The organism is Candidatus Ponderosibacter sp. Uisw_141_02, from assembly GCF_048087665.1.
Lineage (GTDB): Bacteria > Pseudomonadota > Alphaproteobacteria > Puniceispirillales > Puniceispirillaceae > UBA3439.
Window position 1 is genome coordinate 1469840 of the sequence record NZ_CP159807.1, and the last position, 15994, is coordinate 1485833.

The 15994-nt window shown below is 47.7% G+C and carries 14 protein-coding genes; 7 read left to right on the forward strand and 7 right to left on the reverse strand.

Annotation, left to right across the window (positions count from 1 at the left end):
- Positions 1 to 133: 133 nt before the first annotated feature.
- The 4 genes from ABXT40_RS07430 (at position 134) to ABXT40_RS07445 (ending at position 4097) form a co-directional block, all read left to right on the forward strand.
- Positions 134 to 1171: a tripartite tricarboxylate transporter substrate binding protein gene (locus ABXT40_RS07430; RefSeq protein ID WP_443644988.1), complete on the forward strand. Its 1038-nt coding sequence runs from the start codon at positions 134 to 136 to the stop codon at positions 1169 to 1171.
- A 69-nt stretch (positions 1172 to 1240) separates the two neighbouring features.
- Entirely contained in the window at positions 1241 to 1798 is a 558-nt protein-coding gene (locus tag ABXT40_RS07435; RefSeq protein ID WP_443644989.1) for a tripartite tricarboxylate transporter TctB family protein, read from the forward strand.
- A gap of 16 nt (positions 1799 to 1814) precedes the next feature.
- A complete protein-coding gene (locus ABXT40_RS07440) occupies positions 1815 to 3314 on the forward strand; it encodes a tripartite tricarboxylate transporter permease (RefSeq protein ID WP_443644990.1) in 1500 nt (499 codons plus the stop codon).
- Positions 3315 to 3326: 12 nt separating this feature from the next.
- Positions 3327 to 4097, forward strand: a complete 771-nt coding sequence (locus tag ABXT40_RS07445) for a sulfite exporter TauE/SafE family protein (protein WP_443644991.1) — start codon at positions 3327 to 3329, stop codon at positions 4095 to 4097.
- A 192-nt stretch (positions 4098 to 4289) separates the two neighbouring features.
- Here ABXT40_RS07445 and ABXT40_RS07450 read toward each other — a convergent pair whose 3' ends face one another.
- The 4 genes from ABXT40_RS07450 to ABXT40_RS07465 all read right to left on the reverse strand — a co-directional run bounded on the left by ABXT40_RS07450 (position 4290) and on the right by ABXT40_RS07465 (position 8074).
- Positions 4290 to 4544: a methyltransferase domain-containing protein gene (locus tag ABXT40_RS07450; protein WP_443646983.1), complete on the reverse strand. Its 255-nt coding sequence runs from the start codon at positions 4542 to 4544 to the stop codon at positions 4290 to 4292.
- A gap of 350 nt (positions 4545 to 4894) precedes the next feature.
- On the reverse strand, positions 4895 to 6121 hold the full coding sequence (locus tag ABXT40_RS07455) for an O-antigen ligase family protein (protein ID WP_443644992.1): 1227 nt from the start codon (positions 6119 to 6121) through the stop codon (positions 4895 to 4897).
- 83 nt (positions 6122 to 6204) lie between these two features.
- Complete coding sequence (locus tag ABXT40_RS07460; RefSeq protein WP_443644993.1) at positions 6205 to 7431, reverse strand: serine hydrolase domain-containing protein; 1227 nt, start codon at positions 7429 to 7431, stop codon at positions 6205 to 6207.
- The gene (locus ABXT40_RS07465; RefSeq protein ID WP_443644994.1) at positions 7421 to 8074 is read right to left on the reverse strand and encodes an ATP-binding cassette domain-containing protein; all 654 of its coding nucleotides are present in this window, start codon (positions 8072 to 8074) and stop codon (positions 7421 to 7423) included. The genes ABXT40_RS07460 and ABXT40_RS07465 overlap by 11 nt, the downstream gene beginning before the upstream one ends.
- A 137-nt stretch (positions 8075 to 8211) precedes the next feature.
- Between ABXT40_RS07465 and ABXT40_RS07470 the strand changes: the two genes are divergently transcribed.
- The 3 genes from ABXT40_RS07470 (at position 8212) to ABXT40_RS07480 (ending at position 12244) form a co-directional block, all read left to right on the forward strand.
- Positions 8212 to 9435: an ABC transporter substrate-binding protein gene (locus tag ABXT40_RS07470; RefSeq protein WP_443644995.1), complete on the forward strand. Its 1224-nt coding sequence runs from the start codon at positions 8212 to 8214 to the stop codon at positions 9433 to 9435.
- Positions 9419 to 11149, forward strand: a complete 1731-nt coding sequence (locus ABXT40_RS07475) for an ABC transporter permease (protein ID WP_443644996.1) — start codon at positions 9419 to 9421, stop codon at positions 11147 to 11149. Before ABXT40_RS07470 ends, ABXT40_RS07475 begins: the two co-directional genes overlap by 17 nt.
- Positions 11150 to 11320: 171 nt before the next feature.
- On the forward strand, positions 11321 to 12244 hold the full coding sequence (locus ABXT40_RS07480; RefSeq protein ID WP_443644997.1) for a DMT family transporter: 924 nt from the start codon (positions 11321 to 11323) through the stop codon (positions 12242 to 12244).
- 10 nt (positions 12245 to 12254) lie between these two features.
- Here ABXT40_RS07480 and ABXT40_RS07485 read toward each other — a convergent pair whose 3' ends face one another.
- From ABXT40_RS07485 to hflX, 3 genes are all read right to left on the reverse strand, one after another.
- Positions 12255 to 13412 carry an aromatic ring-hydroxylating oxygenase subunit alpha gene (locus ABXT40_RS07485; RefSeq protein ID WP_443644998.1) on the reverse strand — a complete coding sequence of 386 codons (1158 nt, stop codon included), beginning with the start codon at positions 13410 to 13412 and terminating at the stop codon, positions 12255 to 12257.
- Between the two features lie 54 nt (positions 13413 to 13466).
- Entirely contained in the window at positions 13467 to 14336 is an 870-nt protein-coding gene (locus tag ABXT40_RS07490) for an aminotransferase class IV (RefSeq protein WP_443644999.1), read from the reverse strand.
- Between the two features lie 181 nt (positions 14337 to 14517).
- Complete coding sequence (hflX, locus tag ABXT40_RS07495; RefSeq protein WP_443645000.1) at positions 14518 to 15828, reverse strand: GTPase HflX; 1311 nt, start codon at positions 15826 to 15828, stop codon at positions 14518 to 14520.
- Positions 15829 to 15994: the final 166 nt, after the last annotated feature.

Consider the following 15994-nt stretch of genomic DNA (forward strand, 5'->3'; position numbering starts at 1 on the left):
CCGATCGGCATGTTTGAATTTGTCAAAAAGGCACCAACGAGGCAATTTTTTTCAACATTATACTACGAAATGTTTGCATTTTCATTTCAATCGGCCACACTGATTACTATAAAAATCTACTACGGAGGAAATTGTGAAAATCGTAAAATCTATCGCAAAAGGCGTTTTACTTGCTGGCATGGTAACTGGTGTGTCAACAGCAAGTTTTGCTGGCGGGCATGGCTTTAAATGTAAGGTTAGTGAAGAAAGCATGGCAAAGCCGGGCGGGTTTCCTGACCGTGCATTGACCATGATCGTACCGTATGGCCCCGCTGGTGGCTCAGGTCAGGTGGCGGCAGCAATGGCAAAAGCTGTGACTGAACTCACTGGAGTGGATATAAACCGCGACCACAAGCCTGGCGGCTCTGGCACGGTCGGTATGACTGCTTACATGGCAGCACCAGCAGATGGCTACAATGTCCTAGAACATATCGATGACGCCTCTTCAGCGCATGCACTGGACTCTTCTAAACCAAATCCGGGAAAAGATTTGATCCCCCTAGTCATTTCGCAAGTGACATTCTCACAAATCTATATTCGTTCAAGCGAGACCCGCTACAACGATTGGAAGTCATTTGTAGCTTGGGTGAAGGCACAGGGCGGCAAAGCAACCATTGCTAACGTTTCAAAAGAAGGCTCAATGGAACGTGTTTCAATGAAATTTATCACTGACGCGACTGGCATGGAAATCCAGCAAATCTCTTTTGACAAAGGAGCTCCAAGATACGGTGCCCTGATGGGTGGTCAAGTTGATGCTCTTTTTGAGCAACCTGGTGACGTAAAGAAGTTCCTCGACTCTGGTGATTTTAAACCAATTCTCACCATCTTCGACGAGCGTCCAAAAGCGTTTGCCGACGTCCCAACTCACAAAGAAATGGGCATGTCGTTTACGCCATTACTCCGGTTCCGCGGCTTCTATGTTAATGCCAAGGCTCCAGCTGATCGAGTAAAGTGGTTGCAGTGGGCTTTTCAACGCGGTTATTGCCAAGACAGTTATCAAAAATTCAATGACTCGAAGTTCATGAGTGTGATTGACAGCTACCGCGACACTGACGGAGCAAGAACATTGATTAACGGCGCTATCAAGCAATACCGTGAAGTATACAAATCAATGGGCATGGCCGTTAAATAATCGCCAAAATTAAAGATAAATATTGAGACCCTGCGGATTTACATCCGCAGGGTTCTTAGAGGTTAGGCAATGGGAAAACTGAACACATCTCACTTGATAGAAGCGGTGGCCTGGGTTGCTATCGCAGCTTTGTTTTTTATTTATTCGTTTGAGTTTAATCAAAAAATTGAGATATACAAGTTTGGGGCTACTGCATGGCCTCGCTCTATTTTGCTTATGCTGATGTTGGTTATCGCAGGTAATTTGTTTTATCAACGGGCTAATGGCTCGACCCCTCAACCAGGTCGTGTTGGCATAAGTGAAGACGATTTAGACGACGCAGAAAAGCCTTTATCATCATACTTGAACATAGGTAGCTTTTTGTTTCTGCCTCTGATTTTTGCTTGGTCTCTAAAGCCCGTGGGTTTTTATGCGGCAACTCCAGTGTTTACGGCGCTGGTCATAGTCCTTCTTGGAGAACGCCGGCCGCGCTGGATAATAGGAATCACGCTATTCATTTACGCAATAATAATTGGGTTGTTTATGATTGTTCTCAACGCACCCCTACCTCAAGGCACCGTCTCACCATTCTATGATTTCAGCGCGTTTATGTTACGCATGAACAACCAGCTGCAAAACATGTTCTAAATCTGGATTTGCTCTCATGATTGAAAATTTTCTTGCCGGAACTACTGCACTTTTTGGTGACCCAATCACGATATTGATTTTCGTTTTTGGCGTCATTGGCGGAATGCTTTTTGGCGCAATTCCAGGTGTCAGCATGCTCACCCTGGCGGCAATACTTCTCCCTTTTAGTGCGGGGCTCGAGCCAGCTCAGGGTGTAATGCTGTTTGCGGTTATCTACTGCACTGGAACCTATGGGGGGGCTATTACAGCCATCCTTTTCAACATCCCTGGAGCTCCAGAGAATGCGCCAACCGCCTTTGATGGCTATCCAATGACTAAACAAGGCCGCGCAGGCAAAGCTGTGGGAGCTGCGGTGCTTTGCTCAGCTATTGGCGGCACAGCGTCTGCTTTACTAATGATGGCCGCAACAGAACCACTAGCACAATGGGCAATCCGGAACATCGGCCCACCAGAAATTTTTGCACTGGTTTTTTTTGGGCTTGCCGTTGCATCTTCAGTTGGAGGAAACACGATTTGGAAAGGCTGGATGTCTGTACTTCTTGGCTTACTCGTTGCTACGGTTGGCCAAGATCCTGTGGGTGGAATAAATCGTTATAACTTTGGAATGACAGACCTCGCAGCGGGCATCGCTTTTGTTCCAGCTATACTGGGTTTTTTTGCAGTTTCAGAAATTTTTATTCAAGCCGAAAAACGTGCTTTTGGAAAATACAACGCACCAAAATTAGATGTGAATTTTCCAACCTTTCTTGAATTGTGGCGATACAAAATCGCAGTTGTACGATCTATTCTTGTTGGTTTTTTCTGCGGCATTCTCCCTGGGATAGGGGCAACACTCGCTGCATTTATGGGATACGGTGAAGCTGTGCGTTGGTCAAAAGATAAAGAGTCATTTGGCAAGGGCAACCTTGAGGGTGTTATATCATCTGAGACTGCAAACAATGCTGCAACTGGCGCTGCCATGATCCCTTTATTGGCGCTTGGACTGCCAGGCGGCGCCCTAACAGCTATAATGGTAGCAGTGTTCCAATTCCATGATATGGAACCCGGCCCTCTGGTTTTCTACAACTCTCCAGAGCTAATATGGGTTGTGTTTGCAGCAATGTTCTACGCCAATGTGTCTATTCTCTTCATTGGCTTAATAGAAACCAAAACTATTTTACAACTCCTCCGAATACCTTTTCATTTTCTGGCGCCAATGATCTTAATGCTGGCAAGTATCGGTTCCTACATCGGACGAGGGCTTGTTTTGGATGTAATGGTAATGTTTCTTGCTGGTATGATTGGATTCTTGCTCAGGCGGTCAGGTTATTCAATCCCAGGCATTGTCCTTGGAATCATTCTGGGTAAGATCGGCGAACAAAATTTTGCGCAAGGAATGCAAATGGTTCACTACGATCTGATTACTTATTTGTCACGACCTATATGTTTGATTCTCATCGTTGCGGGAGCCATAACCCTCGGCACCGGCGTTTATAAAGCATTGGCCTCAAACCGCACCAAAGCAAAACCGGAATAGAATCAAGGGACCTTGAACGAGTTCATCACAACATCACTTCTACCCTCCCAAGACATTGCGATTACGTTAGCTGTCTTGGGAGTGTTTTTTTTGTCAGGAATTGTGAAGGGCTTTCTTGGAATTGGTTTGCCCGCGGCAGCAATGGCACTGCTAACGCTTGTGATGGACCCAACCATCGCGATATCTTTGCTGACCTTACCCATTATCTTTACCAATATTGCGCAATATACGCGAAGCGAGAACCGGCGTGAAATTGCCCGAAAATACTGGCTTTTCGGTCTTGCAATCATGTCGAGCATCTTTCTGACTTCACTGTTCATCATGGCCTACCCAAAGGCCGTGCTGACGGTTTCAATTGGCTTTGCCATGATTGCATTTTCATTAACTCAGATGTTTGGCGCGAAAATTCCCCTTGGTCATGGGCGCAAATGGCATGTTGGGGTTGGGCTTTTTTCCGGCGTTCTTGGCGGGTTGAGCTCGATCTGGTCACCGCCGGTAGCTATGTATTTGCTCGCGCACAATGTTTCCAAGGCCGAATTTATCGGCGCGACGGGGTTTCTGTTTTTGGCAGGATCAATCCCGCTTGCCGCTGGCCTGACCTTTGCTGGGGTTCTGAATATCGACACGGTTCTTCATTCCCTGACGGGACTGATTGTCGTGCTAGCAGGCTTTCGGGTTGGCGAATGGCTTCGCGGCCATGTTCAGCAGGATTCATTTCGCCGGATCGTGTTATGGGCGTTTTTGATTATGGGCGGGCGGCTTATCGCAGTTGGGCTACTGTAATTTTGGGACACAGCCAAAGGGTGGAGGCAAGCCTAAAAACTATTTTCTAGCAATGAATATTTCGCCGTTAAAATCGCCAGATGCTATACCATGAAGCTATGCTTCAGCTCCAGTAATTTTAAAAATCTCAACTTTAAAACCAAATTTTTCTAATTTGTCTGCAAAATCATATCCATAATAATGTTTGTGATCCTAACCAACTATCGCCTTTATTTCAGGCACAGACATCCCTGTATTTGGTTCCCGGGTTTCTGGTTCTCCAGACAAGGGAAGGTTAAAGATAACTTTGCCCCAAGGCTTTAAAACGCGATGACACTCCCCCATTGCTTTCTTATCATCTTGGACATGTTTCATGGCATGGTTGCAAATCGAAAAATCGAAATGATTTGCATCAAAATCGGTAGAGGTTATGCCAACTATTGAGTTTGCATTTCTTCGTTTCTGAATATCACCGCCAACATAACCTGGCTCTGCTTTGAGCTGACGTAAAAGCGACCATTAGATGCAACATAAAAAATATTCTTTCCATCAAAGCTAATTGCCTTTTTTGAAAAAAACAAAGCTATGTTTTTGTCCCAAGGGCGGCTTTCACAATTTGGGCATCTAAAAACTGCGTGGACATGCCCTTTTCTAGCCTTAACATAGAACCTCTACACCTGCGTGAACTGTACTCACAAATGTGCGGTTACGGAAAAACTGTTTTGGACCTCTCGCAAAAATCCTGAGCTACACTTTTAGTTGTATAAATTAGTTGTTTTTAATTTTCTCAGCGCAACCTCCACTCGTTAAAAAAGCGATCAGATGTTTTTGGACTTCGAGTGAACAACAGCCAAAGCCAAAGCCACAGCGCTCCAAAGGAATATATTATTCCATTGGCCAAAAAAGTCAGCACTAGATCTTATTGGCCAAAACAATGCAAATGGGATAATCCAAGCAACTGAGTATAAAACGTGCCGATTTATAGTCCTAGCGCTGAAGCACTTAACAATTATTGATGCAATGAAGATAGCTGCTAAAATCAACCCCAATAAGCCCGTCTCAGACAATATCTGTAAATAAAAGTTATGTGGATGATTGTGACAATGGTAGCCCAATCCGGGTTGAATTAATTCAGCACACAAATATCGGAAATTTCCGGCTCCAATTCCGAGAGTTGGAAATTTTTCAAAAATAAGCCATGCGGGCGCCATTGCATCATAATATGGACTCCCTTTATACAGGGGAAGTTGGTCTAAAAATGAAACCAGAAACCTATCAAAAACAGACGGGAAAATTGCAAGAACTGATATTGGGATTACACTTACCAAAATCATATAAGAGAAACGTTTTATCCAACTTGCCTCCCAAACAAAAACGGCAAGTAGGGCCGCACACAACACAATCAGAAAGTTGACGCGTTCACCTGTCATCATTGTCATTCCAATCGCAAGTAAACAGAACCCCCCACTTAAAATTGACTTAGTCCCCTTCAAAGACAAAAATAATGTTGTTGAAAAAACAACCACTGGCAATCCAACTTTTGCCAAATAATTTCCAGGCACAAGATCGTCATAAGGCCAACTTAACCTTGATTTAAAGCCTTCAATTGCAAGTTCTGCTGCAAGTATGCCGCACATCAATAAGATCGCGGATGCTGTTGAAAAAAACATCAAAAGCAGAAGCCGCTTATCCACTCCGAGCCAGAATGCAGTGGCCATAGCAAATAACGGAAATCTAATCCAAATAAGTGCTTCGCCAAATGCATAGGAAGGAGCCTGAGACATTATTGCAGAAAGAAGGCAAATTCCCCAAAAAATAAAAACTGATTTTACCCAGAAAAACTTTAGCCACGCTCCATCACGCGTTATCAAAGATCTAACTAAAAACGTAAGGGCAACTATCGATACATACACGTCGCCAGGTGTCCTTTCGATCAAGAGAAAGAAGGGGCCTAACAGCCAGAAGGCATGCATAAAGCGATCAGTCCGTGACAGCTCAAAGAATGCCTTTTTACCGTCACCTAACAAGTCGTAGACGTGATTCATCTTCTCACCTTTATGACATTTCTTGATCGAATTGATAGAGAACTGTAAAGCAAAAATCTATTCTTAATAAACCTTTACTACTTTTATATTAACGTTTTCGTAATTGCATCAATGCACTTCAAGAATGTTCGGTCAGTATCGGTGTCAACCACCATGCCATTTGACGCCATTTTGACGATCACCAGCCTTGCTGCGCGGTCAATCCATAACCATTGCCCATGAATTCCAATCGCACAAGCAATTTGCCTGTCCTGATCGGGACGGTACCATTGCGATCGGTAATTGCCATTCACAAAAAGTCGGGGCCCTTGGCCATCTTTCTGTTGCAACCAGATATAATTGTCATGCTGGTGATAAATATCATCAATCCAGCATTTTGGTACAACCGCTTGACCCTTGAAACAGCCACCATCGCACACCGTCTGGCCAATGCGAAGAAGATCATGGATCGTAATACATAACCCGCCCGAAACACGCGGAGCACCAAATGTATCCAAACTGATATAGGCCTCATGGACAGCCCCACATGGCGCCAATATATGGCGCGAGAACAATTCGGCAAAGCTGGCACCGCCGCTTCGTTCGATTACCCAGCCAAGAACATCGCTATGCGGCGAACAATAGTGATGACGCGTTCCATGCGCCATATCAGATACTGGCATTTTGGTCAGGAAATCACGCAAGCCGTCATTGCGGTCCCCCTCTTCAATCGGGTTCCACGCCGAAGCCCGGCGATAGGCCATAAAAACCCCGTCTGTATCCAGATAATCTTCACGAAAACCCGATGCAATCTGCATATCCAATAGGTGACGGATGGTCGCCCCAGCATAGGCACTATGGCCAAGTTCAGGAAGGTAATCGGTGATTTGCCGCTGAACATCAATCACCCCTACGCCAACCAAAACACCGGCAAGAAGCGACGCCATCGATTTTGTGATCGAAAAGACGATATGCTGGCGGTCTGGTGCACCAAACCCACCAAACCAGTCAAAGACAAGCTTGCCATCTTTCATCACGGCAAAACAATCACTTTGGCTGGCCGCCAGAAAAGCGCCAAGCTTCTGGCGATCCCCGTGCGCATCAAGAAACGACAAATCATCCAAATCTTGGCGCGCGGTGGCAAGAGCGGTTGGCAGGCTGGCCGGGTGCATTGGCGCGGTTGGCAGCAATTGCCGCAAATGATTAAACGACCAGCGGGCAATATCTGGTTCGCGCCAATTGGCAAGCAGCACCTGATGATTGGCAGCTGGCGGAAAGCCCTGCATCATCTTCAGAATGTCATCTTTGTCACGGCTGTTATCAATTGGCATGGCTTTGAAGACTCGCTTTTTTTGGAAATTGCAGCACCGGATCAGTGGCAAATTCCTGATCAGCGGCATCATGGCTGACAAGAAGCGCCGGTATCTGCCGTAATTTGATTTGATCTGCCACAAAATGTCCAAATTGGCGGCGCAACTCGGGATCGAGGCTCGAAAAAGCCTCATCCATCAATAATGCCTTTGGTGCCGCCAGCAAAGCACGCATCAGGGCAATGCGCGCCGCCTGCCCGCCCGATAGACTGGCCGGATCACGCTCGCCAAACCCATCAAGGCTGGCCGCAGCCAAAGCGTCTTGTACCGCCGCATAACGGGCTTTTCCGCGAATTGACGGTGCCAGCCCAAAGGCCAGATTTTCACCAACGGTTAAATGCGGAAATAGCAAAGCGTCCTGATACATTAACCCAATTTGGCGTCGATGCGCTGGCAAAGCACCAATATCAACACCATCAAGCCTGATATCACCCGCCCAATTCACATTGGCAATTTCCGTTCCCGATATCAGCGTCAACAAGGTTGATTTTCCGCAACCGCTAGCGCCATGCAGCAATCTAATCTGCCCCTTTGGTACCGAAAAGCACAGGCAAGAGACAAGTGGCCGATCAAATCCAAATTCAAGCGCGTTAACTTCTAGCATGTGCGGTCAAAACCCGATTTTTCAGTTCGTTAAAAAATGAATCGAACAGATGATTGCAATGTGACAGAACAGACCCGACAATGCTATCAGCGATCGGGTTATGATCGAAATGCAAAAAGGCAATGAGGAATAGAACCATGCAGAAAAAGCGCTTTTACCATGCTGCACGCCGTATATTTTCGGTATTATGCCTCGCCTTTGCTGTCACTTCTGCCAACGCCGATGATTTTACCGATTTGCAAAAGGCGGCAAAGGGGCAAACTGTCTATTTCAACGCATGGGGCGGTGATGCCAAAATTAACAGCTATATCAGCTGGGCCGGTCAAATCTTGGCTGATCGCAATGATACTACCCTTGTTCATGTCAAATTGACCGACACGGCAAGCGCTGTTTCACGAATCCTTGCCGAAAAGGCGGCCGGACGCAAAAATGGCGGCTCGATTGATCTTTTATGGGTGAATGGTGAAAATTTTGCCGCGATGAAGCGGGCTGGTCTTTTGCAAGACCGGCCGTGGGTCACATCTTTGCCAAATTGGCGCTATACTGACAGCAAGGCCTTGCCTGCAATCCTGTCAGATTTTGCCGAACCGACCAATGGCAAAGAAAGCCCGTGGGGCCGGGCGCAACTGGTCTTTTCCTATGATAGCGCAAGGCTGCAAACCCCGCCGAAATCAGCCGCGGCACTGGCTGATTATATTGCCGCAAATCCGGGTCGCTTTACCTTTCCGCAGCCACCAGATTTCATTGGCATGTCCTTTCTCAAACAGATTTTGATTGAGCTTAGCAAAGCTGATCCGGCGCTTTACCAACCCGTTGATGAGGCCAATTTTGATGCTGTCACCGCGCCTTTATGGCACTGGCTAGATAAGGCGAAACCCAATTTATGGCGTGCTGGCAACGCCTATCCGGCAAATTATCCAGTGCTTCGCCAGCTTCTTGGTGATGGGGAAATTGACATTGCCATTGCGTTCAACCCTGCTGATGCCTCGGCAGCAATTGCGCGGGGTGAATTGCCGAATAGCGTTCGCACCTATATCCATGATGGCGGTACGCTTGCCAATGTGCATTTTCTGGCCATTCCTTTCAATGCTTCGGCACCCGAAGCGGCCAAGCTGGTGGCCAATTTCATGCTATCGCCCGAAGCGCAGGTGAAAAAAGCAGATACAGCCAATTGGGGCGATCCAACGGTTTTGTCGATGCCAAAATTATCTGACGCGCAGCGCATGGCCTTTACCAAGCTGCCACGCGGCATTGCCACTCTAAGTGATGCCGATCTAGGCCGCACGCTTGCTGAACCACATCCAAGCTGGGTGCCCCGTCTTGAGGCGGCATGGATCAAACGCTATGCCAGTGGCCAATAGCAGGCGCGCCATCCAAAACCGGCAACATATCGCCATCACCGGCCTGACCGCGCTGACTGCCCTGCTTTTTGGATTGCCGGTACTGCTTGGACTTATTGGGATTATTTTGCCAGCGTCAGGCTATTTTCCGGCATTTGGACAGAGCAGCTTTTCCGGTGATGCGGCGAGTCATTTTCTGGCGACACCCGGCCTTGGGCTTGCCACCTGGTTGTCTTTGAAAACCGGACTAATGGCAAGTGCTATCTCGCTTGCTGGCTGTTTTGTCATTCTGGCAGCTTTTTCAGGTAGCCGAATGATGCTTCGCCTGCGCCGCTTGCTTGGCCCGTTAGTGGCAATTCCGCATAGTACGATTGCCGTTGGGTTGGTGTTTCTGCTTGCCCCATCCGGCTGGCTTATGCGCCTTGTCTCACCAGCATTGACCGGCCTTGAGCAGCCGCCAAATTGGGGGCTGGTGCCTGACCCTTATGGTCTTGTACTGATTTTAGGGCTGGTGGCAAAAGAGTTACCGTTTTTGCTTCTTCTTGGTTTGTCGGCTGCGACAAGCCTGCCTTTGGCACGCCTTCTTGCCATTGGTGCAGCGCTTGGCTATGGCCGCTTTACAAGCTGGGTTTTTCTGGTTTTACCATTGATATATCGCCAGATCAGACTGCCGGTTATTGCGGTTCTGGTCTTTAGCCTATCGGTTGTTGATATGGCGTTATTGCTGGCACCAAGCCTGCCACCCCCATTGGCCATTTTGGTGCTAAACGGCTTTCATGATGCCGATCTTGCTACCCGCCTGCCAGCCTCATTTGGTGCCATCTGGCAAATCGGTCTTGTGCTGATTGCGCTTTTGCTGTGGTGGATTGGGGAAAATCTGGTTGGTGCGATTGTCAGATTTTGCCGCTGGCGCGGTTGGCGCGGGCAATCGACCGATCCTTGGTTAGGATTTTTATCGCTATTTGCCATTCTGCCTATGCTGATTGGCGTGATGGGGCTTGTTGCCGCGCTTTTATGGTCATTTGCAAAGGGCTGGTTTTTTCCAGCAGCCTTGCCAGCAGGCGTTAGCTGGCTTCACTGGCAGGATATGGCAAGCTATCTTCCGCTTATTATCAATAGCGGGTTATTGGCCATCAGCGCCGCATTTCTGGCGGTTGGCGTGGTGTTTTTATGGCTTTACCACGGGCAACATTTAATCCAGCGCAACCGGCTATTGCAAGCGGCCATTTATCTGCCGCTTCTTGTGCCGCAGATCAGCTTTCTATTCGGTCTGCAAATCGGGCTTAGCTGGGCTGGCATTGACGGTAGCTGGCCTGCGCTGATCTATATTCATATGATTTTCATCCTGCCCTATATATGGCTTGTTCTGGCACCGGCCTTTGCGCAAATGGATTGGCGGCATGACCATGTAGCAAGCAGCCTTGGCCTTAGCCCTTTCAGACGATTTTTGCGCGTTCACTTGCCGCTTTTGGCCATGCCGATTGGCGCGGCACTATTCATCGGTTTTGCTGTCTCTATCGCGCTTTATCTGCCAACTGTTTTTGTTGGTGGTGGACGCATTGCCACGATCACGGTTGAGGCGGTTAGCCTTGCTGCGAATGGCAGTCGCGGGCCAGCCGGTGTTGCCGCCATGCTGCAGCTTCTGATTCCGCTGATCTGTTATGCGGCGATCTGGCTGTTTTTGAAATACCGCTTTGGCCGGTTTGCTGATATGCAGGGTGGCGGCCTGACATAAAGCAATTTTTAAATGTCAGTTAATAATTGCCCAAAGGCAGATTTTTCGCTCATATTAGGGTCAGCAGAACCACATTTTCATGATTTAAATAACCCAACCTCGAAACCAAGCAACGATCGGCCGCAGCTTTGCGGCATTTATGCCTTTCGTGATGAACGGAACCAAACATCAATGGCACAATTTCTTTTACCCATTATTTTTGTTGGTCTGTGGTCATCGGCTTTTGTGGCTGGCAAGGCAGGTGTGCAACATGCAACACCATTTGCCTTTCTGGCTGTTCGGTTTTCGATTGTTGCGCTGATTTTCATGGCTGTTGCCGTTGGGTTTTGGATTTGGCGAAACAAGAACAAGACAAAAGCGGTTAGCGCAAAAGCCAGTGACGAACAAAATCGTTCAAATGATCCGGTTTTGCAAACTGCGCTTGTTGGTGTGTTGATCCATGGCACCTATCTTGGCAGCACTTTTTTTGCAATGGCCAATGGCCTTGGCGCGGCGCTGGCTGCCCTGATTGTCTCGACCCAGCCATTACTGACAACAGCATTGGCAATTTTCCTGTTTGGTGAAAAACCACGCCTGATTCAATGGATTGGCATTTTTATCGGCTTTGCCGGGGTTATTGTCGTAATTTTTCCATCGCTTGGGATCAATGCGCCGGTGATTGCGATCATGTCTTGTGTTTTTGGTTTGCTTGCAATTACGGCTGGTACTTTGCTGCAAAAACGCATTGGCGGCTCGATTGGGTTATTGAAAAGCAATATCATTCAGGCAAGTGCCGCCAGCCTGTTTTTCATATTGCTGATTGCAACGGTTGAAACGCCACATATCACCTGGAATGAGCCGTTTTTAATTGCGCTTGCATGGCAAGTATTGGCTGTTTCAACCGGTGCCTATGTGATTTTGATGATTCTGATCAAACGCGATAGCGTTGCCGCAACAACATCGTTGCTATTTCTGGTGCCGCCAGTAACGGCAATCATCGCTTTTTTCATCTTTGGCGAGCCGCTGACTCCAGTTACGGTCACTGGCTTTTTCATGGCATCCGCCGGGGTTTATCTCGTCACCCGTCATGGCCGCGCGCTTGAAAAACAGGCCTAATCACAAATGCTTAATCACAAAGGCGGCGCGCCAAATATTGGGTAAATTCATGGTTTTCCCGCTCAAGCCAGCTTAGCGGCCCGGGTGTGCCAAGCGGCGATAAAGCGCCTTGATAAATGCCTTCAACAACCCCCCGATCTTCAACTTGAACAATATCGAGAAACGCCTTGGTTTTCGCGATGAAGGCCTGTTTATCGGTTTGGGCGTTCAACACTTCTGGCGCAATTGCCGCGCCATATTTGATCGAGACCTTATCATGCCCTTTTGGCTGTAAACACAGATACCAAAGATGATCTGGTGCCAAAACATACATATGCCCCGGAAACACTGTTGGCATCACCGAAATATTGCGCCATTTACCCGTCAGGGTTTGATTATCGGGATGCGCATTACCAACCGGCGCGCCATCTGATTTGGTGAATAGCTGATAGGTGAAATTTTCGAAATGCCCACGGCGGTCAAAGCTGGTGCCTTTCACCACGTAATGCGCGCCAACCGTTGCCTTATGCGCGACAGGCAGATGATAGCTTTCCATAAAATTTTCGGTCAGGCATTTCCAGTTGCAATCCCACTCATGCTGTTCGGTAAAGATGGTGATATAGTCCTTTTGCGAATAGGGCGTGGTTATCTCGCTCAATGGTGCCAACATATCAGCAATTGGTGCGATATCTTGATTGAGTGATACATAAAGCCAGCCTTCAAATTGCTCGCAACGAACATGCGGCAAAGAAATCGCCTTTTTATCAAAACAATCGGTTTGATCCATATAAGTGGCGGCAACAAGATTGCCGTTGATATCATATGTCCATGCGTGATAGGGACAGGTGAATTTTTTGGTGTTTCCGATGCCATCGACAAGCCGCATCATCCGGTGACGGCAAACATTCGACATGGCGTGAATATCGCCATCCTTGCCGCGAACAAGGATCAAGGGCTGATCACAAAGATCAAAGCTCATATAATCGCCACGATTGGGAATTTCGTCACTGCGCCCAGCGCAAATCCATTCACCGTGGAACAGCCGTTCAATTTCAAGCTGGAAAATACTAGGGGATATATACATATCTTTTGGCATTGCCGTTGCCGATGCCAGTGGTTTTGCAGCAAGCTCTTTTAAAGCCGCCAGCGTTGTTGCCGACATATGCGAATAAGGCGTTGTTTTTGACATGACAAAACCCTCCCCCCTTTTATGGTCCAGCGCCTAGCGCGGATCAGCGAACATTTATGACGCCTTCGTTGTGTAAAATTCATCACGAGCCTTGGCAAGATACCCCTCACGAAGCGCAAGCGTAAAAGCGCCAGCCTTACCATTACCAATCACCTTGCCATCAATTTTTTCAACAGGAAGAACATAGATCGATGATGCGGTAATCAGTGCCTCATCAGCGGCTAAAGCTTCATCCAGACTATATGTGCGCTCAATTAACGAAATACCGCGCTCTTTGGCGACGCGAAGCATTGTCTGGCGGGTTATCCCATGCAGAATCTCTTGGCTGACCGGGCGGACATAAAGTGCATTATCCTTGATAAAGAAAAAACTGGATGATCCAGCCTCGGTAACCAAGCCATTCGCATCAACCATTAATGCTTCATAGGCACCCGCCTGATTGGCAGCTTGCTTTGCCATGACCTGCGCTAAAAGATTGGTTGATTTAATATCGCGTCGCGTCCAGCGCAAATCAGGATAGGTCAGCAAGTCGATTGCTGGTGGCATCTCATCAGCGGCAAATTTCTCGCCTTGGGTAAAGGCAAAGATATTTGGCACATATTGATCATGGTAATGGAATGCCCGATCACCGGCACCGCGTGTGACGTGAAGATATAGAAAACCAGCTTTTGCATTATTCTGTTCAATAAGCCCCATCAAGGCATGAAACATTTCATCAATGCTAAATGTCATTGGGATTGACAATTCACCAAGTGAGCGTTCAAGACGCTGCATATGATAAATGAAATCAACAATTTGCCCATCAAGAATACCAAAACCTTCATAAACCGCATCGGCAAATAGCAAACCGCGATCAAGAACAGGTAATTTTGCCTCGCTTTCAGCAAGATAATTACCATTCAAATAAATAATGCGCTCGCTCATTTTGTCTCCGACTGAAACAGGGTGCTCCTGATCTGCTTATGGCTTTTCAAACTTGCTGGCTTGCCCACCGCTAGATTTACCGCGGCGCAAAGATGGCACCGTCACAATGAAAAAATCCTAATCCCAGAAATGGCAAATGAAAACCAATAATTATTGGGTCAGCAAATTTAAAAAACCAGATCTAAGCCTCAGCGCGCAAAACGCCAAGATCTGGCCAGCGCGCGCAAAGCCGCGCATGATCTGCCGGATCAATGCTAACCAAAATCTGTTCATGTCCGTGATCATCAAAATGCGATGATTTCACCATTGCATTCTGATGCAACCATGCACGCGCCGCGCCATCGGTTGGGGTAATATATATTGTTGCCAAAATCGCCGATTTACCAAGATGCCGGTCAAGATGCGCCAATAAATCATCGACCCCATCGCCGGTTTTAGCGGACACCAAAACACCGTCTGGAAACATATTTTGCAAACTGGTAACCTGTTCATTATCAGCGGTAAGTAAATCGGCCTTATTCAAAACATGAAGGATGCGCGCCGCCTGTGTTTCGGCATCCATGCCAAGATCGCCCAAAACCTTGACCACATCTTCTGCTTCTTCGGCCACCAAGGGTGATGATGCATCATGAACATGAAGCAGAACATCGGCATGAACCACTTCTTCAAGCGTGCTTCTAAAGGCTTCGACAAGCTCAGTTGGCAATTGGCTGATAAACCCGACCGTATCGGCCAAAACCACTTTGCGTCCTGACACAAAATCAAGCTCGCGCATAGTTGGGTCAAGCGTTGCAAACAACATGTCTTTTGACAAAACATCGGCGCCAGTCAAGTGGTTAAAAAGCGTCGATTTGCCAGCATTCGTATACCCAATTAACGCCAATGTTGGAGTTTCACTTCGCAACCGGTTGCTGCGCTGCAACGTTCGGGTACGGGTGACTTCTCTCAATTCGGTTTTAATGCGGGTCACCCGATCCATTAACATCCGGCGATCGAGCTCAATCTGGCGTTCACCGGGACCGCCCAAAAAACCGCTACCACCACGTTGACGCTCGAGATGCGTCCAGCTGCGCACAAGCCGGCTTCGCTGAAAACTTAATGCAGCCAATTCCACCTGCAACCGCCCGGCATGGGTATGGGCGCGGGCGCCAAAAATTTCGAAGATAAGCTGAGTGCGGTCAATCACTTTGGCTTTGATCTGGGTTTCAAGGTTACGTTGCTGCACAGGTGACAGGCTTGTGTTGATGATGACCACAGGCGCATCAATGTCATGGGTGAAATTTTCAGCCAGATCGCCAAGACGTTCGGTCACGCCCTTGCCAAAGTACGACCCTGCCCGCAATTTCGTAAGCGCGATTACCTCGTTATGAACCACCTCAAGACCAATGGCATTGGCAAGTAAACAGGCCTCTTCCAGCATCAAATCAGCTGGGCGGCTTGATGGCACATGGCGTAATTCGGGATGGATAACAAATGCAATTGGGGTGCCCAAGGCAGACCTCATTGGTAACTGGCGATAACTGCTATCTTCAATAACGCGGCGCAGCGTGATCACCTAGCCAAAAAGCATTTTCAAAGCCACGCAAAGTAATTTACCCAATAGACCTAGGCTATGTTTTTTGCCTAATATAGCCATCAGATCATAGCAGGGGCGGATT

Excerpts from the sequence above, each read along its gene's own strand:
- ABXT40_RS07435 (WP_443644989.1), top strand. The coding sequence starts at position 1,241 with ATGGGAAAACTGAACACATCTCACTTGATAGAAGCGGTGGCCTGGGTT.
- ABXT40_RS07440 (WP_443644990.1), top strand. The coding sequence starts at position 1,815 with ATGATTGAAAATTTTCTTGCCGGAACTACTGCACTTTTTGGTGACCCA.
- ABXT40_RS07455 (WP_443644992.1), bottom strand. The coding sequence starts at position 6,121 with ATGAATCACGTCTACGACTTGTTAGGTGACGGTAAAAAGGCATTCTTT.
- ABXT40_RS07460 (WP_443644993.1), bottom strand. The coding sequence starts at position 7,431 with ATGCCAATTGATAACAGCCGTGACAAAGATGACATTCTGAAGATGATG.
- ABXT40_RS07465 (WP_443644994.1), bottom strand. The coding sequence starts at position 8,074 with ATGCTAGAAGTTAACGCGCTTGAATTTGGATTTGATCGGCCACTTGTC.
- ABXT40_RS07470 (WP_443644995.1), top strand. The coding sequence starts at position 8,212 with ATGCAGAAAAAGCGCTTTTACCATGCTGCACGCCGTATATTTTCGGTA.
- ABXT40_RS07475 (WP_443644996.1), top strand. The coding sequence starts at position 9,419 with ATGCCAGTGGCCAATAGCAGGCGCGCCATCCAAAACCGGCAACATATC.
- ABXT40_RS07480 (WP_443644997.1), top strand. The coding sequence starts at position 11,321 with ATGGCACAATTTCTTTTACCCATTATTTTTGTTGGTCTGTGGTCATCG.
- ABXT40_RS07485 (WP_443644998.1), bottom strand. The coding sequence starts at position 13,412 with ATGTCAAAAACAACGCCTTATTCGCATATGTCGGCAACAACGCTGGCG.
- ABXT40_RS07490 (WP_443644999.1), bottom strand. The coding sequence starts at position 14,336 with ATGAGCGAGCGCATTATTTATTTGAATGGTAATTATCTTGCTGAAAGC.